Here is a 19,129-nt window from a genome sequence, read left to right on the forward strand (position 1 = left end):
TGTGATTGTCTTTTCCAATACAATGATGTTACTATTTTCTTTTCCAAAATGGAGTCGGCCGCCATCCAGTGGATAGTTTTGAAACAAAAAGGGATGATATCAAAATATTTTTAAAAAATTCCACCCCAAAAGCAAAATGTTTCTTATTCCGCCAAGTCTGTTATACTCTATCCTATGGGTTAAATGGTTAATCCGCATTATTGTTATTTTAGGAGCATTGAGATGTATCAGACATTTACAACGAGAGAAAAAATTAAACTAATTTTTGTCATGCTGATCCCAATCCTGATTACCCAACTTGGGATGTTTTCGATGGTGTTTTTCAGCACGATCATGTCGGGAAAATACAATCCGGCCGACCTAGCAGGGGTGGCAATCGGTTCGTCGATCTGGAATCCGGTTTTCGTCGGCTTGAGCGGAATCCTGCTTGCGGTTTCGCCAATTGCCGCGCAAAAGTTTGGGGAAAAGAAAGACCATGAAGTTTCCTCGATCCTTTCACACGGAATATACCTTGCAATTGCGATCGCGCTGATTGTCATCGCCGTAGGGGCGATAATCCTAAATCCGCTTTTAAACGCGATGGATTTGGATCCACGTGTCCATGAAACAGCCCACAACTACCTGGTTAACCTTGGATTTGGAATCATTCCATTGTTCATCTTCAACGTGCTGCGTTCATTCATCTATGCGCTTGGCAAAACAAGAATTGTCATGGTTATCCTGCTAATGGCATTGCCGGTCAATTTCTTCCTGAACTATGTTCTTATTTTCGGAAATCTAGGCTTTCCGGAACTCGGAGGGGCTGGTGCCGGGATTGCGACTTCCGTTACGTTTTGGGTCATTACGGCGATAACCGCCTTTATCATCAAAACGAAGGAACCTTTCTCCGCCTATGTTTCTTTCGCCAACTTTAAAGAGTTTTCGCGTGGTCGGTTTGCGGAAATATTGAAAATCGGCATTCCGATGGGATTGTCGCTCTTTTTTGAAACGAGCATGTTTGCCGTCGTGACGATCCTCATTTCAAAATTCAGTGTCACAACGATCGCGGCGTACCAATCAGCTTTGAATATTGTTTCGTTCCTGTACATGGTCCCGATTTCTATCTCGATGGCGCAAACCGTTCTTGTCGGGTTCGAAGTCGGCGCGCGCAGGTACCGGGATGCCCGGGCCTACAGCTGGCTGGGAATTTTCCTGGCGATAATTAGTGCGGTTTGCACCGGGACGCTCGTCGTATTGTTCCGCGATCAGGTCGCCGGCCTCTATTCGAATGACACGGCAGTTATCGCACTGACCGGCTCTTTCCTTATTTACGCGCTGTTCTTCCAGATTGCCGACGCCATCCAGGTGACGGCGCTTGCGGCACTGCGCGGATACAAGGATGTGAACCTCGCCTTTGTCATGACGCTTATTGCCTACTGGCTCGTCTGTTTGCCAATCGGCTATATTTTGGCGCATAACACCGGCCTTGGCGCACCGGGATACTGGATCGGCCTGACAATTGGCCTTTTGGCAGCTGGAATCGCGCTGTCCTTCAGGCTCCTCTACATTCAAAAACACAAATTTCCAAGCGAAGGCGCTTTGGCAGAAAACCTTTAATCCGATTTCGGGTTAGAGGTTTTTTCCTATTCAAGGGAGGCTTTTTCGAAAACCATATGGTAAAAAACAAGGACACTTAATTGGGCCCTTGCTACTTAAAGGTATGCACAAGATCGTTTAAGTACAGTATTAACATAAATATTCCATTTTTAGAAATTCAAAAGTGCTGCCATTCGTATCTTGCATAAATGTATCCACTTCTTTGAATCCAACTTTTCTATATAGTTTAATCGCTCTTTGATTGAAAGCAGCAACCGATAATGTAATTTTTTCAGGCTTAAATTCCGATTTAATAAAGTTAATAATAGCTTTTAAAAATTCCATCCCATTGCCTTTTCCAGTTAAATCTGGCCTCATGCCTAGACCAATATCAAATGTTACTTCGGAAACCTTGCCATAACTAAAAAAAGCAACCAATTCATCCGCTTCTGTTACAGCAAATTTTGAATTTTCTCGTTTTTTCGGGTTTAAAAACTCCTCTAAATCGTCTTGATCAGCATCCATATTATAAAAAGAATACTGGCCATCAAAATGCCAGTTAAAAGCAATAGCTTCTGCTTGTTTTTGAGTCATAATGCTAAACTTATATCTCATCTCAATACCCCTTTCTTACGTTTCATCACTTGTTCCCATTGTACGATCTTCTGTTCATGATAGTTGAACAAGGCTTATTAAAATTTGAATGTGGATATACCGTAACGTTTACTTTCAAATAATTGGATGCAGCCGGGGGAAGATTTCAAGATGGATCGCTGCGGCGGTCTTTTTTGCTTTTTGTGCTAACGAGGTTCGTGAAAGAAAGTTAAACAGGTATAATGGAGATAAATGAATTTTAAGAGGGAATTGGGGAGAACTCAAATGTCGCAAGATGGAATTGTATTAGTAGCAAGTGTGTCAATCTTTAATGACGAAAAAGTCTTGATTATAAAAGAGAATAAACCTACTGCAATCGATAAGTGGAACTTTCCAAGTGGTCATGTCGAAAACGGTGAGGACATTCTCTATTCAGCTCAGAGGGAAGTTAAAGAGGAAACAGGGTTTGATGTAAAACTACTTGGTACTACTGGGGTATATAATTTTGTAAGTAGTACAAACAATCAAGTTATTCTATTTCATTTTGTTGGTGAAGTTACAGGAGGTTCTCTAAATCTTGAAGAAGATGTAGTTTCAGACAGCAAGTGGATAAAAGTAAATGAACTTTCAACATTTGAAAACAAAGACTTACGAGAACCTAGAGTAATAAAGCAAATAATTAATAACCTATTACAAGAGAAAATACACCCAATTAGCGTATATAATGAGAAACTAATTTGAATCGCCCTTGTTCATTGGGTGCTTATGTACGACAACAATCTAAGATAAAGCAAGCTCAGTGCTCTGAGCTTTTTTGAATGCTAATTTAACAGCACAAAACTGCTAATTCAATTGCGAATTTCCGGGCTGATAACAATGAAAATTAGAATATTGTACTTCAAAACCGAACCCAATCTTCAAAGAGAAATAGGTTTTTTTTATGGAAAAAAAGTATGGCAGAAAGCGTTACAAAAATTTTTTCCACAAAATCCTTTTCTTTTTCCTAATCATCGAATATAATCAACTGTATTAAGAGTAGTAATACACCTAGTACACATAGTACAGATAGGGGGTCATCATGTTCGATCTTGACCTTAGGAGCCGGAAGCCGATTTATGAGCAGCTTGTTGAAAAGCTGAAGGAACTGATTGTCAATGAAGTGCTGAAGCCTGATGAGCAGCTGCCATCAGTGCGAACGCTTGCGCAGGAATTGACGATCAATCCGAACACGATTCAGAAGGCGTACCGCGAGTTGGAGATTCAAGGGTTTATTTACTCGCTGAAGGGCAAGGGCAGCTTTGTCAACCCGATTACAAAAGGGATGGATAAGGAGAAGATTTCACAGGTGAAGCAGGAACTGGAGAAGCTTATTTTAGAAGCGTTGTATCTTGGCGTGACGGTGGAGGAACTGCAGGCCATGATTGTAGAGACAGATGCCAAAAAGGGGGCAGACTGAAATGATTCAGGTGAAACAAATTAGAAAAATGTTCAATAGCCAGCCTGCCGTCCAATATGTGGACATGAATATTGGGCAAGGTTCGATATACGGATTGATTGGTTCTAACGGCGCGGGGAAGACGACACTCATAAAAATGCTGGCCGGTATTTACAGGCAGGACAGCGGCGAAATGACGATGGACGGGGAGCCGGTTTACGGGAATGCAACCTTGAAGGACAGGATTTTCTTCATTCCTGACCAGCCATATTTCTTGCCTCAGTACACCACAAAGCAGATGGCCCATTTTTATCGCAGCATGTACTCCCGCTGGAACGGCCAGCGTTTTGAAAAACTAAAGGAAGTTTTTGAGATTGATATGAACAAGAAAATCCATACGTTCTCCAAAGGGGTTCAGCGGCAGGTTGCGTTTTGGCTTGGGCTATCGACGATGCCGGATTTCCTGATCCTCGATGAGCCGATGGATGGGCTTGACCCGGTTGTCCGCAGGAAGGTAAAGAACCTACTCGTCCAGGATGTCGCCGAACGGGAAATGACGATTTTGATATCATCCCATAACCTGCGTGAGATTGAGGATTTTTGCGACCACATCGGGATTTTACATAAAGGGGAACTCCTTCTCGAAAAAGATATTGATGACCTGAAGTCAGACATCCACAAAGTCCAGCTAGCCTACAAGGATGGAATTCCGGAGGGCTTGACAGAAAAACTAAACGTACTCCACTCCGAAAAGCGGGGCAGTGTACAGGTCCTGATTGTGAGGGGCAGCGAAGATGAAATAGTAGGTTTAATCAAAAAGACCAGCCCGGTCATTTTCGATTGGCTACCGCTTACCCTTGAAGAAATTTTCATCTATGAAATGGGGGATATCGGCTATGCCATCAAGAATGTCATTGTTTAATAAGGATATGGTCCTCCAGGTCGTCCGGAGTGTTGGCTGGATATCGATCGTTTATTTCCTTGTCCTGCTCTTTATCCTGCCAATCCGGATGTTGATGATGTACGCGGACAGGGAGCTGAACGTGTGGACGCCGCAAGAAACATTGTTCCTTTATGATTTCGGAATCCAATTCGTCCTTATGGTCGCCGCGCCAGTACTGCTGTCAGTATTCCTTTACCGTTTCCTGCACGTTAGGCAATGGTCGGATCTCATGCACAGCCTGCCAATAAAAAGAGCGCAAATTTATCATTTCTACACAGCAGCGGGCTTGGTCTTCCTTGCTCTGCCAATATTGCTAATCGCGGCCATCATTCTTTCCTTACATACCGTATACGGTTGGAATTTTTACATGACTATTGAGGATATCGCAATTTGGACGGGGCTGACGCTGCTATTCAATTTCGTCTTTTACCTGGCCGGCGTTTTTGTCGCGATGGTCACCGGAATTTCCGCGGTCCAGGCGGTACTTACGTATATTTTCCTGCTGTTTCCCGCTGGTGTATCGCTTTTAATTATCTACAATCTTGGTCAGCTGCTGTACGGCTTTCCAAGCAGCTACTATAGAATCCGTAATTTAGAATTTTTATCGCCACTTACACATCTGACCGTCCTTGAAAATTCCAATAGACAAATCGGCTGGAATCACGTTCTCATCTATTTAGCTATATCGGTGGTTCTGTATGTGCTAGGCCTATTCATTTATCAAAAAAGGAAAAGTGAAGCCGCCTCCGATGCAATAGCGTTTGATTCGCTGAAAGTTGTTTTCAAATTCGGAGTGACAGTCTGCACGATGATGCTTGGCGGAATGTATTTCGGTAATTATCAGCATTCGTTTGGATGGATGGCGTTTGGCTATGCATTTGGGGCGATCATCGGGTACTTCGTTGCCGAAATGGTCCTTCAAAAAACATGGCGTGTCTTCGGGAATCTTCGTGGGTTTGCGGTTTATGCCGGAGTAATTGTCCTTTTGGTTTTGGGTCTGCAGGCTTTTGGTCCGTACGAAAAGCATATTCCCGCCCAAAATGAAATAAAGAGCGTAATGGTCACGAATTTTGTGATCAGGCACCAGGATGAAACCGACAAGCTGTACCGCCCGGTTCCCCTAAAAGGCGAAGAATCGATTGAAATGGCCAGGAAGTTTCATGCAGCCATTATCGGCCGGGAAAAAACAAACCGGAAGGATCCACGGATCACGCAGCAATTTTTCTTTACGTACGAACTGCAAGGCGGAGGAAAAGTTGTCCGTGAATACAACATCAATCCAGAAGAATATGACTCTTGGCTCAGGCCTTTACAGTTAACAAACGAATACAAGCATTCCATCAATCCGATTTTCAAAATAAAAGAGTCTGCGCTTAGGCAAATCGTTATTACGGATAGAATTGGATTAAACAAAAGAGTATTAATTTCCGACAGCCGAGAGGTTAAAGAGGCTTTTTCACTTTTAAAAAGAGAAGTCGAAAATGAGTCGTATGAAGAATGGAGAAAACCGGTCGGCTCGAAATCCTACATCGAAATCCTGTCGTACCAGGGAGTTGTCCAGTTAGAATTCAAAAAATCGTATAACGAATTTGCCGCATGGCTGGATGAAAAAGGGCTATTAGAGGAAGCAACCATCTCGGCGAAGGATGTAGACTATATTGCCGTTGTCCAAAATTCCCGTGAAATGATGAACCAAATGGCAACGGATTTGTTCGACGATCCGCTAAAGCCGGTTCTAAACAAGCTGATCATTAAAGAGAAAAATGACATCCAGCTGGCATTGGACCAGGCAACCAATGGCTGGAGCGAAAGCGATGGCTATGTCGCGGTCGTTGTTTATAAACAGCCAGGAGTTAAGGAAATGAGGTCATTTGATGATAAAAATGTCCCTGAATTTATTAAAAAGCATTTTGATAAATGATTTTTTGGGATAAGACGATTTTAAAAGAGCGGAAGGGGGTCATCCGGATGACGGAGCTTGATTTTGACCAACTGTATTCAACGTATGCTGGGAAACTAAAACAAATTGCATACAGCATCACTAGGGATTTGCACATCGCCGAGGATGTTGTCCAGGAGAGTTTTTTAAAAGCATATAAAAAGCTAGGTACCGTGCAGGATACGGGGAAAATCGCCGCTTGGCTTCGTTCAGTGACGCGCAGGACCGCAATCGATTTCGTTCGTGGCGAAAAACGAAAACGGTGGATGCCTGCCGACCAAACGGTGATGGAGCAGCGAATTTCGGAGCAGGGAGCAGTCGAATCGACCGAGAAGAAAGTTGAATTCATAGCTCTTAAGGAAGAGGTGCGCGGCGCGGTCTTCCAGATGGGCATTGAGTACCAAAGCGTGCTTGTCCTCCGGTTTGATTACGGGATGAGTGAGCATGAGATCGCATCAAGGCTAAATCTTAAATCCGGGACAGTCAGGACGAGGCTGTACCGCGCACGGCTCCATTTGAAAAAGGCGGTGCTTGATAAGCAGCCTGCATGAATTATTAAAAAATAGACTAGGAGATTCATAATGATTACAATCCAAAATTTGTCCCATGACTTTGAAATTGGGAAAAAAGGGAACAAAACGATTATTCCTGTGCTGAAGGACGTTTCGCTAACAGTCGGCGAAGGTGAAATCGTCACAATCGTAGGAAGAAGCGGTTCCGGAAAATCGACACTGTTGAATCTTGTGAGCGGGTTTATCCGCCCGAAGCAAGGCGAAATTATCATTAATGGAACCACGGTTTCCAGCTTGAACGAAGCGAAGTTTGCTGATTTCAGGATCAAGCATTTGGGCTTTATTTTTCAAAGCTTCCAGCTCATTCCAAGTATGACGGCATACGAAAATGTTGAATTGCCGCTAGTTTTACAAGGGATGAGCGAGGCGCGCAGGAAACAGAAAACCGAGGAGATGCTTGCGAAGGTCGGGCTGCTCGAGTACCGCGACCATTACCCAGGTGAATTGTCCGGTGGCCAGCAGCAGCGTGTCAGCATTTCAAGGGCACTCGTCGTTAACCCGCCGATCATCCTTGCAGATGAACCGACAGGCAGCCTCGACAGTGAAACGGAAAAGGAGCTACTTGATTTTATCGTCCAGCTGAATCGTGAGCTCGGCATCACGTTCCTGATTATCACGCACGATGAACAGGTGGCAAGAGTCGGGCACCGGACGGTCGAATTAAGGGACGGCAGGGTGTATGAGGAGGTTTACGCATGAAACTGAAAGACCAGTTCCGGTTCGTCCGGCAAAATATGAAAAAAAGCAAGACCCGCGTGTTCATGACGATTTTGGCAGCGGCGATGGGAAGCGCGTTCCTTATCGTCCTCGCATCTGTAGGCTTCGGCCTGCATTCGTCTGTAGTTAAAGAAATCACCGAACGGCAGATCGTAACAGAGATACAGGTGCCTGGAAAGCAAGAAAGTACAGACGGTAACCACCAACTTACCGATAAAGACATCGCCAAATTTGAGAAAATCGATAATGTTAAGGCAGTGACAAGGCGAAAATCCCTTCAGCAAGAAGGGTACTTTGAATACGGTAACCACGAAGCGTTTGCTCGGACGGTAGTCACGCATATGCCTTCCGAACTGAAAGCCGGCTTTGAATTGTCTGAAGGAAAGGTCGCCGAAAAAGACAACGAAATCATCCTTGGCTACAATTTCATTGATGGGTTTGTCCCGAAGAATTTTGAGGGCGATGACCTGTACGACAATACAGGGAAAATAAAGAAAGAGTACCAGGTTCGCGAATCATTGCTTGGAAAAACGCTAAAACTGACCGTCCGGAAGTTTGAGGATGGAAAGGAAATAACAAAACCGTTTGAGGTTACGGTGGCAGGCATACGAAAAGAGCCTTCAAAACAATGGGTGCATGACGGGACAGTTTTTATTTCCGAAGGCCTGATGAAGCAAATCGAAGCATTCACCGGGACCCCGCGCGGCATGATGAAGGATCCGAACAACCCAAATATGGAATTCGAGCCGCTACCGGACGATTCCTATGATGAAGTGAAGGTATACGCGAAAAATCTTGAAGCGGTTAAGGGAATTTCAGATAAACTTGAGAAAGATAAGTATTATGTTTACTCGGTCGTGAATGAATTGAAGAATGTTAATACGATGTTCACGATTGTAAAAGCCGGATTAATCTTCATCGGCACAATCGCCGTGCTGATCGCTTCAATCGGCATTTACAACACGATGACAATGGCGGTCACCGAGCGCTCGCAGGATATCGGCATCATGAAAGCGATCGGCGCAAATCCGAAAACGATTAAAAGCATTTTCCTTTTGGAGAGCAGCTATATCGGAATTATCGGCGCCGCAATTGGCACGGCGGTCGCATATTTAATCAGTTTTGCCGTCAACTTCGGCCTGCCGCTCATCATCAAGCAGGCATTCGGCGAAAATCCGCCGGAAGGGCTGACGTTCAGCAGCATCCCATGGTCGCTGCCAGTAATCAGTTTTGTCATCTGCTATGTCGTGACCATTCTGTCCGGCATGCGCCCGGCTAAACGCGCGACCCAGGTTGATGTGCTAAGCGCGCTGAGAAGGGAAGTATAAATATGAAGGAGTACCCCGGCTTAATTGGTAGGCCGGGGTGCTCTTTTTTGATTGGTGGAAAAACCATCGTTATTAATCTGGTTTGGTTTACCATACACCGGAGGAGAATGACAAAGATTGGGCGAAATCTCAAAAAGGAGCCACTCAAATCAAAATGAGTGACATTGTTTGGGCAAATTCGGAAATCGAAGTCACTCAAATCAAAATGAGTGACATTGTTTGGGCAATTTCAGGAATCGAAGTCACTCAAATTAAAATGAGTGACATTGTTTAGGTAAATTCCGGAATCGATGTCACTCAAATCAAAATGAGTGACAATGTCTGCCCAAATTCCAAAAAGGATGTCACTCAAATCAATCGAGAAAGACCATACTAAGATAGACGAGTACCATTTTTAAAAACCAAACAACAAAGCGAATTAAGAAATTCAAAAAAGAGGGCACAATATCCAATGAAATTGATATAACCAAAGGAGGAAATCCAATGGATAAACAAATGAACTATGGAAGTGATTACAAATTCATTCCGGCCACTTCAATTGGGAGCGGAATGGGGATTCAAATATTGCCGGATTTATTTTGTTATACAATCCAAATTGTCAACATTTTGTTAGTCGGGAATCCTGAAACGGGTGATTTTGTTTTGGTGGATGCTGGAATGCCTGAATCCGCGGCTGAAATCATTTCAGTAGTAGAAGAACGATTTGGCAGAAACAGTCGGCCAAAAGCGATCATCTTGACCCACGGCCACTTTGACCATGTCGGGGGAATAATCGAACTCGTGAACCAATGGGATGTTCCCGTCTATGCCCATCAGTTGGAAATGCCTTTCCTGACAGGCCAGAAAAGTTATCCAGATCCAGACCCAACGGTTGAAGGGGGCATGGTGGCAAAAATGTCGCCTTTGTTCCCCAACGAACCGATAGACTTAGGGAACAACGTAGAGACGCTGCCTGCTGATGGAACTGTTCCCCATATGCCCGGGTTCAAATGGATACATACTCCAGGACATGCTCCTGGTCATGTTTCATTATTTCGGGAAAAAGACGGCGCCTTAATTGCTGGAGATGCATTTGTTACGGTGAAACAGGAATACCTGTATAAAGTGTTCACCCAAGAGCTGGAAATAAGCGGCCCTCCACGCTATTTAACAACAGACTGGCAGGCAGCCAAGGAATCTGTGATTAAACTGGAGGCATTAAGGCCATCGGTTGCTGTTACTGGACACGGGCTGCCCTTGTCGGGAGAATTGCTTACTTCGAGCCTGAAAAAACTCGTTAATGAATTTGATCAGATTGCCGTACCTGATTACGGAAAGTACATTGACAAAAACACGCATTAAAAACCGAAAAATTATAAGAAAAAACCGAACCAGCCAGCACCCCAGCCCCACGCCAAAACAAAAACCCCAAGCCGCAACCCGGCCCGGGGCACTTAAAAAGCTAGCAATACAATTCAGCAAAATACTGTGGATTCAACTTTTCGCCTGTCACCCGGGCGATTTTTTCATTCCATGGGTAAAGGGCGCCCGGCTTGAAATACTCCTCAATCAACAGCCTGCCGGTTTCTTCAGTGAAGAATTCCTGAGAAATCGTCCGCTCGATGTAGCGCTGAAGCTGTGCCGCGGTCAACTCGCCCAACGCGTAGTTGTGGTAGTAAACCGGCGCAAGCGTGAAATGGATTTTCGCCGCCCAATCTGGATTATTTACATCATCCGGCGGAGTGACGAGCTGGATTTCCTGGACAGTTTTCCACCAAAGGGAATTCAAATCCTGATCCGGATTGTCATAAAGCTCTTTTTCAAAAAAGACGAACGTAATAATCCAACGCGCAGAAATGAGCATTTGCAGCTGTTGGTATTTTTCCAGCTCTGGAGCCAGTTCGGAAACGGTCGACTCATCAAGGCCGAGGAACCTTGACAGCCAGCGCGGATCCTTGCCCATTTTTCCAAAAAGCATCGCAATCGCTTCGGTTGTCAGCGTATGGCTGTAGGACCGGAGGCTGAATGGCAGGCGCGAATCGATATACTTAAAATACGCCGCATGGCCGAACTCGTGGAGGTTCGTCTCCATCCAGTAAGCCGTTTCCGTCAAGTTGCACAACACTCGGACATCGCCAGCCCGGTCAATATCGGTACAGAACGCGGTCGGGTTTTTCTTTTCGCGCGGGTAAAGATCGCTCTTTTCATAAAGGTCGGTAATGTCGATTCCCATCGCATTGAACGTGTCGGATGTCAGCTGCACAAGGTCCTTCCCCTTGTAAAAACGGTCAAGGTTTGTGGCATCGGAAGGAGGCGCTTCCTGGAAAAACGGATCGACGTAGTGCCACGGACGGATTTCCGATACAACAATTCCGAACTTCTCAGCCAGGCGGCCATCAAGCTCTGCTTTCATGGAACGGTAGGTAGCATCCGACTGCTCAACAAAATCCTTGAAAATGCCCATCACTTCATTTTGGTCCAGCTCCTGAAGCTCGAACGCCATTTCGTAATAATTGGTATAGCCAAGCATGCGAGCGGCATCGTTCCGCTTTTTAACAAGCTCGATCAAATCCTTTTCGACTTCGCGGCCAACTTCCTTGCTCGCGAACCAAACCTTTTTACGGAGCTCCAGGTCATCGCTATTCGTCAGCACGTCGCGGATGTCATTGGCTGAGTAAGCTTTGCCATCCACTTCCGGTGAATAAGTGTTGAAGCGCAAATTCAGTTCTGAGGACCGCTTTGACAGGTCCGCGAGAATTTCTTCAGGGAGCTGGTTCCGCTTCATGCTGTTGGTTAACAGTTCAAGCTGTCGATTCTGAACCTCGGTAAGGCCTTCTTCTTTTAAAAATTGCTGCGCTTTCTCGTATGTATCCTTGTTTGCGAAAAACAGGCTGAACGCCGTGCTTGCTTTTGTCAGCTTGTCGGCCCATTCAGGGTCTCCCGTCGTCTGGGCCATCCAGCTTGTTTCAGTGACTTTTTTTAACAGCGATTCCATTTCCCCGTTGAGCTCTTGTAAAAAAGTTTCTACACTAGCCATTGTGCTCTCTCCCCATCTACCATAAAATTGTCTTAATACTAAAAATTGTATAACAATGGAATGGAAACTGCTAGATATATGTATTTTTAAGAAAGAGGGTTTGAAAATGGAGATTAGAAAACTTACCCCGGATGACGCCGCCCGATATCGAACTATAAGGCTGGAGGCGTTGCGTGCCCATCCGGAGGCGTTTGGTTCAAGCTACGAAGAAGAACTTGAATATCCGCTTTCCTTTTTTGAAGATCGGTTCAGGAATGGACCCGCTGTGACGCTTGGAGCATTTATCAAGGGCGAATTGGCGGGAACGGTGACACTTTTCCCGGAGACGAAAAAGAAGTTCAAGCACCGGGTCAACATTGTCGCCATGTATGTCGCCCCCGAGCATAGAAGGTCGGGAGCGGGGAAAAAACTCGTTGGAGCGGCGCTTGACTTAGCAAGGGAGATGGAGGGCGTTACTCACGTTTATCTCGCCGTCACATCAACAAATATTCCCGCGAAAAAGTTGTACGAATTGTTAGGTTTCTTTACGTACGGGGTCGACCAGTCTGCATTGAATCTTGACGGTAAGCTTTACAGCGAAGATTTGATGGTCCACGCCCTCTGAAAAACGGCTCGGAGGAATACAGAGGTGAATTGGTGAATAGAAGTACTCTAATAACGGATTTACGGGGGGAGTCTTATGAGGAAAAAAGCGAACCAAGCCAGTTTCCTGGACAAAAAGTGGTTTGTGGTCCTCGTCGCTATTTTGCTTGCATTATTGCTTTTTCACATCGCCTCGGGTAAAGCGAAAAATAAGGAAATCACATTTTCCGAAGCTGTTGCCGTAGATTTGGATAACACGACAAAAATTGTTTTCCGTGACGGCAGGGGAATGAATCAGCCATTTACCCTGGAAGAAACCGGGAAAGTAGATGCTTTTTTGGAAAAACTCAACAGCTATGTCGTGAAAAAAGAGAAAAACCATGAGAAAAGTGTTGGCTGGTTCCATGCCGCCGATTTTTACGAAGGAAACAAGAAACTCATGACCATCACATTCACCGACCCGCTTTCAATAAACGGATCCTATTACGAAATAATCAAAGGGCAACTCCAGCCTGATGAAATTGAACAATTCATCCAATCCGCCAACCCTGATTGGAAAAAGAAATGAAGTTGCCAGACGCCATACATAAGTGGATCTATTTTGTCCCAGCGTGGCGCCTGAAATTGAACATTAAAAGGGAGAGTCGAGTATGAGTGCTAAAAGATTGGACTTGCCAGGGGATTTTATTAGGAAGATCACGGGAGCATTTGGGGAGGCGGGGAAAAAGTGGCTCGAGGGCTTGGAAGGCCAAATCAGGCATTACGCCGAGAAATGGAATCTAGCCATTGAAGCGCCCGTCCCGAATCTTTCCTATAATTATGTGACAAAGGTGAAGGATATAAATGGAACCCCGGTCATCCTTAAACTAGGCGTCGCGAATGGGGAATTCAAGAATGAAGTGCGGGCCGTTAAGGCATACAACGGGAACTCTTTTGTGCAACTGCTCGCCGAGGATTCCGAAAACGGAGCTATGCTGCTTGAGAGGATTTTACCAGGTGGCAACCTGTCCACTTTAGAGGACGAGGAGCGGGTGACAAGGGAATACATCAATGTTTGGAGAAAAATCCGCACGCCAATTCCCCTAGGAGGCGATTTCCCGTCAATCAAAGATTGGGCTTCCGGTCTCGACAGGTACAAAGAAATGTTCCTGGATGATGAGGAACCACCGATTCCATTTGAAGCAATCGACACCGCTGCTGCATTTTTCAAAGAGCTTGCGCAATTGGGGGAGGAGCAGCTTCTTCATGGCGACCTGCATCATGAGAACATCCTTTATGCGGAAGGCCGCGGCTGGGTGGCAATTGATCCGAAAGGCGTAATCGGGCACCCGTATTTTGATATAATTTCTTTTCTTGTAAACTATGTAAATGAAAAGCCCGATCCAAATGGGTTGTTAAAACTTAGAATAGATTTGATTTGCAACGAGGTTTCAATGGACCGGCAATTGCTTTTAAAAGCGGCCGTTTCGCTCTCGACCCTGTACGCCTGCTGGGGAATCGAGGACAAAACAGATTGGAAAGATACATATCAATGTATGATTTGGTTCAGGGAACTGTTTGAAGAAACAGCATACGAATCAGATAGAAATCAGATACATAAATGATTTCACAAGGCGTGATTTTAAAAAATGGCCGAGTTCTCATGGTAAAGCAATATGTTCAAAGGGGAGATATTGTTTGGAATTTTCCCGGCGGCGAGATTGAAGGCGATGAAACACCCGAGCAGGCATGCATTAGGGAAGTTAAAGAAGAAACCGGCTATGAAGTCGCGATAACAAGGCTACTTGCAAAAAAAAGTTCCAAGTATACTTTTGAAGCTGAAGTCATCGGCGGCAGCCTCCATGTGGACAAGGAACACGAAGCAAACACCGACATCCTGGAAGCCGCCTGGATCAACCTCGATGAAAAAGAGAAATTTGACAGCTACACTGCGCCGGTACTCCAATTGTTGAAAATGTCAACTCGATAAGAAAGGGGTTTTGGTATGAAAAGAGCCAGAATTATATTTGGTGTTATTGTTGTCGTACTTGCAATTTTGTTTTACACCCAACTTGGCAAAACCCATAATGCTAGGGTGAGTATAGAAAAATCCGATAAGTTTTCCACTGAAGAAATAAATGAAGCGGCAAAAGCGGTAAAGAGGAAATTTTGGAGCTTCAGGGGATGTGAACTCACCGAAATATGGTACTCCGAAAAAGAATCCGAGAAAGAGATTGAAGGGTATATGAAAAGTGGCAGGGGAGCATCAAACGGCGTTAAACCGGAAAATGTTATTGTATTGTTTTCAAATTTTAAAGTGAGATCCTGGGGCGCAGACGTAACTCTTGAGCCAAATTCAACCCATACCGGTTGGCAATGGATCTTAATAAGGGACAGCAAAACCGATAAATGGCGAGTCGATGGTTGGGGATATTGAATTTAATTCTTCAGAAATACTACTAATGTAGTACTATAAAACTGCTATAGTAGTATAGGAAACCCTGGTATACCCCGTTTATAATGAAAGTAGAAAGCAATTAAAAAAGCGGGGGAGCGGGCATGGTGCTTGATGAGAAAGAAATGAACCTATACGAAAAATGCAGGCATTCATGCCCATTCGAGGTCCTTCATACCGTAACCGGGGGCAATGTCCGTGGCCTCGATTTGCTGGCACTCAGACTCGTGCTCGCAAAAAATAAACAGCCATCCGAAATCGTCAATGTTCTCCTCATCTATTTTTATAAAACATTCGCCAACAAAGTGTACGATCGGAACGCCTTGTTTAAGGTCTTTGATTTTTGGAAAAAAAACAACGTCGATACATTCAAGCAGGCAGTGGACATGACGGAAAGGGACATACACACTATTCTGAAGGACCGCAAAAAACTTCATGAATAGCATCACGCAGCTTTGCAGCGATTTAGCGAAAGTATCCCCGAATTTCCTATGGCGCAGGAGCAGTTAGCTGCCCTTAGGCGGTTGCTAGCAACATGCTAGCTGTTTGCTAAAAGACTGCTAGCGATTCCCGGAGATTTTTCGATTTTATCCTGGAGGTTTTCGGTTTTATCCGGAAGTTTTTCCGTCTTATCCTGAAGTTCTTTAGGTATTATCCTGAAATTATTAATGTGTTAAAATTATTTCACCTATTTCATATGAAACTCCAAGCACTTAAGCAGGTTAAAAAACCCTTGTTCAAGGAACCGGCTTATGGATTATTTTGAGACAAAACTTTAACCAACGAACCGATTATTTGAAAAACGAAACAACATAAAAAGGCCTCCCACATGGAAGCCCCGCTTGTGATAACTGAATGAAGATCAGCCGCCAAAGAACAGGTCGAGAAGGTTGGAGCCCATGCTTGTATTCTTGTTGTAAAACTCGGAATAGCCGCAGTTTTTACAATAAATCACGGTGAATGTGTTTTTCTGGATATCAAACATTTTCGAAAGCCCGGTGCCTGTCATCGCCACATCCTTTGACCCAGCGTTCCTGCTGCCGCATTTGATGCATCCTTTTTTCTCCATAGTATCACTCCTCCTTGAGTATGATACGGGAACAAGCTGCAAAAGATTCGGCACCCTGAAGAAAAATTTGGTAATATAAACAAAAAGGCTAGGAGGGAAAAGGATGCCTCTTGAACAGGAAGTACCAGGGATACTCGCTATTAGTTTTTATGGAGTAATGGCAATTTCAATACTTTTGCTTGTTTTAGTCATGATCCGGTATAAATCCGCTGAAATGATTCCATTCATCATCTTTTTGATTTTGCTTTTGCCCGCAGGCTACTATCTTCTTGAGGCAATTAACGTTGTAAGGAGCGATGTTCCGGAAGCGATGCAATCAGAGGAGGCCTCCCTGAATATCGGGCTGGCAGGCGTTTTTTGGGCGATCGCAATGGTCGTGTTTCTTTTTGGGGTTTATAGGGCTGTGAGGTCGGCCGGAATAAAACAAGCTGGGTAAAAAGCACCTGGATAAAGGGTCCGGAGAAGTAATTCGGGCAGGTTTTCCAATCAGGTTCGTTCAAATTGTAAAGGCCTCATCATAAAAAAATCTTGGCCAATCATCAGCCAAGATTTTTCTTTACTTTATAGAGATAGCATTTTTCAGCAGCAAAGCTTACGGCCAGCGCGATCAGGATTGGTAGAAGCGAGCCGGTTACCATTGAAAAACCACCTGAATCCGAGGTGAATTCATGCCGGAACATAAGCGGCGATATCGTAAATGCGTGTCCGATAGCATACAGGATGCCAGCCGTTCCAACGAATGCGGTAATCGTTACGATAAAAGATTTTAGTTTCATTCAAACAACTCCTTCCTTTTTTACTATTATAAACTTCTTTAGAAGGGTTTTGAAATAAAAAAGGCCATTAGACTTAATTTGCTATCCGAATGTAACTTTCTAACGTGTCCTCCGTCTAACATAATATCAAACACATAAAAGGTGGTAAATGACATGATGAAAGCTTTATTAAAAACAGCTGCAGTAATCCTTCTCGCAATCGTAGTGACAGCTTGCGGGTCAAAAGATGAAGGTGCCGAGAAAAAAGTTGTGAATACGGGTGGTTCTGTGAATAAGGAAACCCCTGCGGATCCGAAAGAAACAATCGATGCTTCACTTGACCAGGAAAGCAACTCCCAGGACGATGTGAAATACAAGCTTACGCTGAAAAATACGAGCGACCAGGAAGTTGTTCTTGAACACGGAACATCACAGGTTTACGATTACCACATTAAAGACAGCTCAGGAAATGTAGTATACACATATTCCCAGGATAAAATGTTCGCCCAGGCAGTAACGGAGAAGAAAGTGAAGCCATCCGACAGCCTTGAGATTGAGATCGATGCATCGGAAGGATTCAAAGGACTTGCAAAAGGCGAATACACTCTCGAAGTTTGGCCGGTGGCAAAAGGTGCGGAAGAGCTTAAAAAGGTAACAAGAGTGGAATGGCCTGGAGACAGCAAAGCCGATGCCAATAAGACGGTTACAGAAGACGTAACATATGTCGGACTTGCGGATAATCATACAATTGAAGTAACTGACAAAAACGGTGAAGCAATCTCCCTGCAAATCGACGAAACCATTTTCAATCAGGTTCAAAACACAGAGCCTGACCGGAAAATGACAGTCACCTACACAGATGACGGGGTAACGAAGACAGCAACAAAAATTGAATTGAAATAACGATGTAAACGCCTGGGCGAATGCTCAGGCGTTTTTTGATCACAGCAACGCCTTTAAGCGTTTCATCGCCGAATGGACCGTAAGCCGGTGGAAGGAAATGAGCTGCTGTTTAAAAACAACCCCATAAATGCCATAGGGGGTGGGGGATAGCCTAAGCAATTCTTCCCGGTTTTGTATCTCAATGATTTCAGCCTGGACGCCAAGTTTGGATGCGGCCATGACAACATTTTCGGTGGCGATGTCCACGAATGGGCACTGCTGTGTCCGGAGGATTGTTAAGTTTGAGAAACGGTTCAGACGCTCATCCCAATCATTTGGGAAATAAGGATTTGGAGAATCATCGAATTTTAAAACCAGCAGTTCAAATCCAAACGGCCCGTGGCCAATTTCAATAAAGCCATTTTTTAAAAAGAGATCCTTGCCCGGAGTCCAGGAAGTGTCCGGGTTTGTAATGACGATCACGCCAGCTTTTTGATTATGCTTCGCATCCTGTACACATTTCGCGATTAGCTGGCTGGCATAGCCTTTACCTGTACTGGAAACCCAAAGGCAATGGATCACCGTATAATTTTCGCCAAAAACGACCCTGGATGAATATTCAATCGGTGCGTATTCAATAAAGCCCGCAGCTTTACCGTTTTCTAGCAATTTTATGTATTTTAACCCTTCCACAAACCGTCCCATAAGCCAATTATTCTTGTTCTTGTATCCTGTTGAATTTGGCTTAGAGCGAAGGCAGAAGCAACCTTCATCCTGCAAATTTGTGCTGTCAATCCCGACAAATTCGATTGTGTCTAACATTCTCTTCAACCTACTTTCCCCGTATGTTCCTGATGAAACACATTTTACCATATGTAGGAAAGGATGGTTCGCATTTGCCTTTAAAAATCCACCCAACAAAAAAACCAGCAAGCCTAAGCCTAACGGGTTCGGTTTTCGAGTACAAAAACTAAATTCACACAGAAAATAGCATTCCAATTCGTAACTGATGTGGAATGCTAATTTTTGTTGATTTATCAAGGTTTTACATATATTTATGGAGTGGATTTATTTTTCAAATATCGCTATAAAATTTTTTCTGTAACAGAACAACATAAAACCATGCAAGATGACAAGTAAAATAGCAAAAATGAGTAAAGAATGGTCGAGAAATATATGAAGTAAAAGAATGTTGACGATAATTGGCGACAAAATTGAAAGGGCTAGCGGGACAAACCGTTTAATTAATAGTAATAAACCACATATAACTTCTAACGATTTTTCAAAG

The 19,129-nt window shown here is 44.2% G+C and carries 22 protein-coding genes; 17 read left to right on the forward strand and 5 right to left on the reverse strand.

Annotation, left to right across the window (positions count from 1 at the left end; translation table 11 throughout):
* Positions 1–222 precede the first annotated feature (222 nt).
* Positions 223–1,596 (forward strand): MATE family efflux transporter, encoded by a 1,374-nt coding sequence (locus tag V1499_RS10710; RefSeq protein ID WP_409276061.1) that lies wholly within the window; start codon positions 223–225, stop codon positions 1,594–1,596.
* Positions 1,597–1,725: 129 nt separating this feature from the next.
* On the opposite strand, the gene V1499_RS10715 is transcribed toward V1499_RS10710, so the two are convergent.
* A complete protein-coding gene (locus V1499_RS10715) occupies positions 1,726–2,190 on the reverse strand; it encodes a GNAT family N-acetyltransferase (protein ID WP_409276062.1) in 465 nt (154 codons plus the stop codon).
* Between the two features lie 264 nt (positions 2,191–2,454).
* Between V1499_RS10715 and V1499_RS10720 the strand changes: the two genes are divergently transcribed.
* From V1499_RS10720 to V1499_RS10755, 8 genes are all read left to right on the forward strand, one after another.
* A complete protein-coding gene (locus V1499_RS10720; protein WP_409276063.1) occupies positions 2,455–2,910 on the forward strand; it encodes an NUDIX hydrolase in 456 nt (151 codons plus the stop codon).
* A 337-nt stretch (positions 2,911–3,247) separates the two neighbouring features.
* Entirely contained in the window at positions 3,248–3,625 is a 378-nt protein-coding gene (locus V1499_RS10725) for a GntR family transcriptional regulator (protein ID WP_409276064.1), read from the forward strand.
* A 1-nt stretch (position 3,626) separates the two neighbouring features.
* A complete protein-coding gene (locus V1499_RS10730) occupies positions 3,627–4,526 on the forward strand; it encodes an ABC transporter ATP-binding protein (RefSeq protein ID WP_409276065.1) in 900 nt (299 codons plus the stop codon).
* On the forward strand, positions 4,501–6,468 hold the full coding sequence (locus V1499_RS10735) for a multidrug ABC transporter permease (RefSeq protein WP_409276066.1): 1,968 nt from the start codon (positions 4,501–4,503) through the stop codon (positions 6,466–6,468). The genes V1499_RS10730 and V1499_RS10735 overlap by 26 nt, the downstream gene beginning before the upstream one ends.
* Before the next feature lie 47 nt (positions 6,469–6,515).
* Entirely contained in the window at positions 6,516–7,037 is a 522-nt protein-coding gene (locus V1499_RS10740; RefSeq protein ID WP_409276067.1) for an RNA polymerase sigma factor, read from the forward strand.
* Between the two features lie 30 nt (positions 7,038–7,067).
* Positions 7,068–7,757, forward strand: a complete 690-nt coding sequence (locus tag V1499_RS10745) for an ABC transporter ATP-binding protein (protein WP_409276068.1) — start codon at positions 7,068–7,070, stop codon at positions 7,755–7,757.
* A complete protein-coding gene (locus V1499_RS10750) occupies positions 7,754–9,103 on the forward strand; it encodes an ABC transporter permease (RefSeq protein ID WP_409276069.1) in 1,350 nt (449 codons plus the stop codon). Before V1499_RS10745 ends, V1499_RS10750 begins: the two co-directional genes overlap by 4 nt.
* A gap of 483 nt (positions 9,104–9,586) precedes the next feature.
* A complete protein-coding gene (locus V1499_RS10755) occupies positions 9,587–10,444 on the forward strand; it encodes an MBL fold metallo-hydrolase (RefSeq protein WP_409276070.1) in 858 nt (285 codons plus the stop codon).
* A 100-nt stretch (positions 10,445–10,544) separates the two neighbouring features.
* On the opposite strand, the gene V1499_RS10760 is transcribed toward V1499_RS10755, so the two are convergent.
* Positions 10,545–12,119 (reverse strand): M2 family metallopeptidase, encoded by a 1,575-nt coding sequence (locus V1499_RS10760; protein ID WP_409276071.1) that lies wholly within the window; start codon positions 12,117–12,119, stop codon positions 10,545–10,547.
* Positions 12,120–12,225: 106 nt separating this feature from the next.
* Here V1499_RS10760 and V1499_RS10765 point away from each other — a divergent pair, with 106 nt between their 5' ends.
* From V1499_RS10765 to V1499_RS10790, 6 genes are all read left to right on the forward strand, one after another.
* The gene (locus tag V1499_RS10765) at positions 12,226–12,723 is read left to right on the forward strand and encodes a GNAT family N-acetyltransferase (RefSeq protein WP_409276072.1); all 498 of its coding nucleotides are present in this window, start codon (positions 12,226–12,228) and stop codon (positions 12,721–12,723) included.
* Between the two features lie 75 nt (positions 12,724–12,798).
* A complete protein-coding gene (locus V1499_RS10770; RefSeq protein ID WP_409276073.1) occupies positions 12,799–13,269 on the forward strand; it encodes a hypothetical protein in 471 nt (156 codons plus the stop codon).
* A gap of 82 nt (positions 13,270–13,351) precedes the next feature.
* A complete protein-coding gene (locus V1499_RS10775; protein ID WP_409276074.1) occupies positions 13,352–14,305 on the forward strand; it encodes an aminoglycoside phosphotransferase family protein in 954 nt (317 codons plus the stop codon).
* A complete protein-coding gene (locus tag V1499_RS10780; RefSeq protein ID WP_409276075.1) occupies positions 14,302–14,670 on the forward strand; it encodes an NUDIX hydrolase in 369 nt (122 codons plus the stop codon). The genes V1499_RS10775 and V1499_RS10780 overlap by 4 nt, the downstream gene beginning before the upstream one ends.
* A gap of 15 nt (positions 14,671–14,685) precedes the next feature.
* The gene (locus tag V1499_RS10785; RefSeq protein ID WP_409276076.1) at positions 14,686–15,117 is read left to right on the forward strand and encodes a DUF4829 domain-containing protein; all 432 of its coding nucleotides are present in this window, start codon (positions 14,686–14,688) and stop codon (positions 15,115–15,117) included.
* A 122-nt stretch (positions 15,118–15,239) separates the two neighbouring features.
* Positions 15,240–15,578, forward strand: coding sequence for a hypothetical protein (locus tag V1499_RS10790; protein WP_409276077.1), 339 nt, complete (start codon positions 15,240–15,242; stop codon positions 15,576–15,578).
* A 419-nt stretch (positions 15,579–15,997) separates the two neighbouring features.
* Here the strand turns inward: V1499_RS10790 and V1499_RS10795 are convergent, their stop codons facing one another.
* The gene (locus V1499_RS10795; RefSeq protein ID WP_409276078.1) at positions 15,998–16,204 is read right to left on the reverse strand and encodes a zinc ribbon domain-containing protein; all 207 of its coding nucleotides are present in this window, start codon (positions 16,202–16,204) and stop codon (positions 15,998–16,000) included.
* A gap of 103 nt (positions 16,205–16,307) precedes the next feature.
* Here V1499_RS10795 and V1499_RS10800 point away from each other — a divergent pair, with 103 nt between their 5' ends.
* Positions 16,308–16,640, forward strand: coding sequence for a hypothetical protein (locus V1499_RS10800; protein WP_409276079.1), 333 nt, complete (start codon positions 16,308–16,310; stop codon positions 16,638–16,640).
* Positions 16,641–16,743: 103 nt separating this feature from the next.
* Here V1499_RS10800 and V1499_RS10805 read toward each other — a convergent pair whose 3' ends face one another.
* A complete protein-coding gene (locus tag V1499_RS10805) occupies positions 16,744–16,980 on the reverse strand; it encodes a hypothetical protein (protein ID WP_409276080.1) in 237 nt (78 codons plus the stop codon).
* Between the two features lie 153 nt (positions 16,981–17,133).
* Between V1499_RS10805 and V1499_RS10810 the strand changes: the two genes are divergently transcribed.
* Positions 17,134–17,862 (forward strand): BsuPI-related putative proteinase inhibitor, encoded by a 729-nt coding sequence (locus V1499_RS10810; protein WP_409276081.1) that lies wholly within the window; start codon positions 17,134–17,136, stop codon positions 17,860–17,862.
* 39 nt (positions 17,863–17,901) lie between these two features.
* On the opposite strand, the gene V1499_RS10815 is transcribed toward V1499_RS10810, so the two are convergent.
* Positions 17,902–18,663, reverse strand: coding sequence for a GNAT family N-acetyltransferase (locus tag V1499_RS10815; RefSeq protein ID WP_409276276.1), 762 nt, complete (start codon positions 18,661–18,663; stop codon positions 17,902–17,904).
* Positions 18,664–19,129 lie beyond the last annotated feature (466 nt).

The sequence above is a fragment of the Neobacillus oceani genome (assembly GCF_046237595.1).
Taxonomy (GTDB): Bacteria; Bacillota; Bacilli; order Bacillales; family Cytobacillaceae; genus Bacillus_D; species Bacillus_D oceani.

What these genes read in the sequence shown, in the direction of transcription:
- V1499_RS10710 (WP_409276061.1), top strand. Translation starts at nt 223, where the DNA reads ATGTATCAGACATTTACAACGAGAGAAAAAATTAAACTAATTTTTGTC.
- V1499_RS10715 (WP_409276062.1), bottom strand. Translation starts at nt 2,190, where the DNA reads ATGAGATATAAGTTTAGCATTATGACTCAAAAACAAGCAGAAGCTATT.
- V1499_RS10720 (WP_409276063.1), top strand. Translation starts at nt 2,455, where the DNA reads ATGTCGCAAGATGGAATTGTATTAGTAGCAAGTGTGTCAATCTTTAAT.
- V1499_RS10725 (WP_409276064.1), top strand. Translation starts at nt 3,248, where the DNA reads ATGTTCGATCTTGACCTTAGGAGCCGGAAGCCGATTTATGAGCAGCTT.
- V1499_RS10730 (WP_409276065.1), top strand. Translation starts at nt 3,627, where the DNA reads ATGATTCAGGTGAAACAAATTAGAAAAATGTTCAATAGCCAGCCTGCC.
- V1499_RS10735 (WP_409276066.1), top strand. Translation starts at nt 4,501, where the DNA reads ATGCCATCAAGAATGTCATTGTTTAATAAGGATATGGTCCTCCAGGTC.
- V1499_RS10740 (WP_409276067.1), top strand. Translation starts at nt 6,516, where the DNA reads ATGACGGAGCTTGATTTTGACCAACTGTATTCAACGTATGCTGGGAAA.
- V1499_RS10745 (WP_409276068.1), top strand. Translation starts at nt 7,068, where the DNA reads ATGATTACAATCCAAAATTTGTCCCATGACTTTGAAATTGGGAAAAAA.
- V1499_RS10750 (WP_409276069.1), top strand. Translation starts at nt 7,754, where the DNA reads ATGAAACTGAAAGACCAGTTCCGGTTCGTCCGGCAAAATATGAAAAAA.
- V1499_RS10755 (WP_409276070.1), top strand. Translation starts at nt 9,587, where the DNA reads ATGGATAAACAAATGAACTATGGAAGTGATTACAAATTCATTCCGGCC.
- V1499_RS10760 (WP_409276071.1), bottom strand. Translation starts at nt 12,119, where the DNA reads ATGGCTAGTGTAGAAACTTTTTTACAAGAGCTCAACGGGGAAATGGAA.
- V1499_RS10765 (WP_409276072.1), top strand. Translation starts at nt 12,226, where the DNA reads ATGGAGATTAGAAAACTTACCCCGGATGACGCCGCCCGATATCGAACT.
- V1499_RS10770 (WP_409276073.1), top strand. Translation starts at nt 12,799, where the DNA reads ATGAGGAAAAAAGCGAACCAAGCCAGTTTCCTGGACAAAAAGTGGTTT.
- V1499_RS10775 (WP_409276074.1), top strand. Translation starts at nt 13,352, where the DNA reads ATGAGTGCTAAAAGATTGGACTTGCCAGGGGATTTTATTAGGAAGATC.
- V1499_RS10780 (WP_409276075.1), top strand. Translation starts at nt 14,302, where the DNA reads ATGATTTCACAAGGCGTGATTTTAAAAAATGGCCGAGTTCTCATGGTA.
- V1499_RS10785 (WP_409276076.1), top strand. Translation starts at nt 14,686, where the DNA reads ATGAAAAGAGCCAGAATTATATTTGGTGTTATTGTTGTCGTACTTGCA.
- V1499_RS10790 (WP_409276077.1), top strand. Translation starts at nt 15,240, where the DNA reads ATGGTGCTTGATGAGAAAGAAATGAACCTATACGAAAAATGCAGGCAT.
- V1499_RS10795 (WP_409276078.1), bottom strand. Translation starts at nt 16,204, where the DNA reads ATGGAGAAAAAAGGATGCATCAAATGCGGCAGCAGGAACGCTGGGTCA.
- V1499_RS10800 (WP_409276079.1), top strand. Translation starts at nt 16,308, where the DNA reads ATGCCTCTTGAACAGGAAGTACCAGGGATACTCGCTATTAGTTTTTAT.
- V1499_RS10805 (WP_409276080.1), bottom strand. Translation starts at nt 16,980, where the DNA reads ATGAAACTAAAATCTTTTATCGTAACGATTACCGCATTCGTTGGAACG.
- V1499_RS10810 (WP_409276081.1), top strand. Translation starts at nt 17,134, where the DNA reads ATGATGAAAGCTTTATTAAAAACAGCTGCAGTAATCCTTCTCGCAATC.
- V1499_RS10815 (WP_409276276.1), bottom strand. Translation starts at nt 18,663, where the DNA reads ATGTTAGACACAATCGAATTTGTCGGGATTGACAGCACAAATTTGCAG.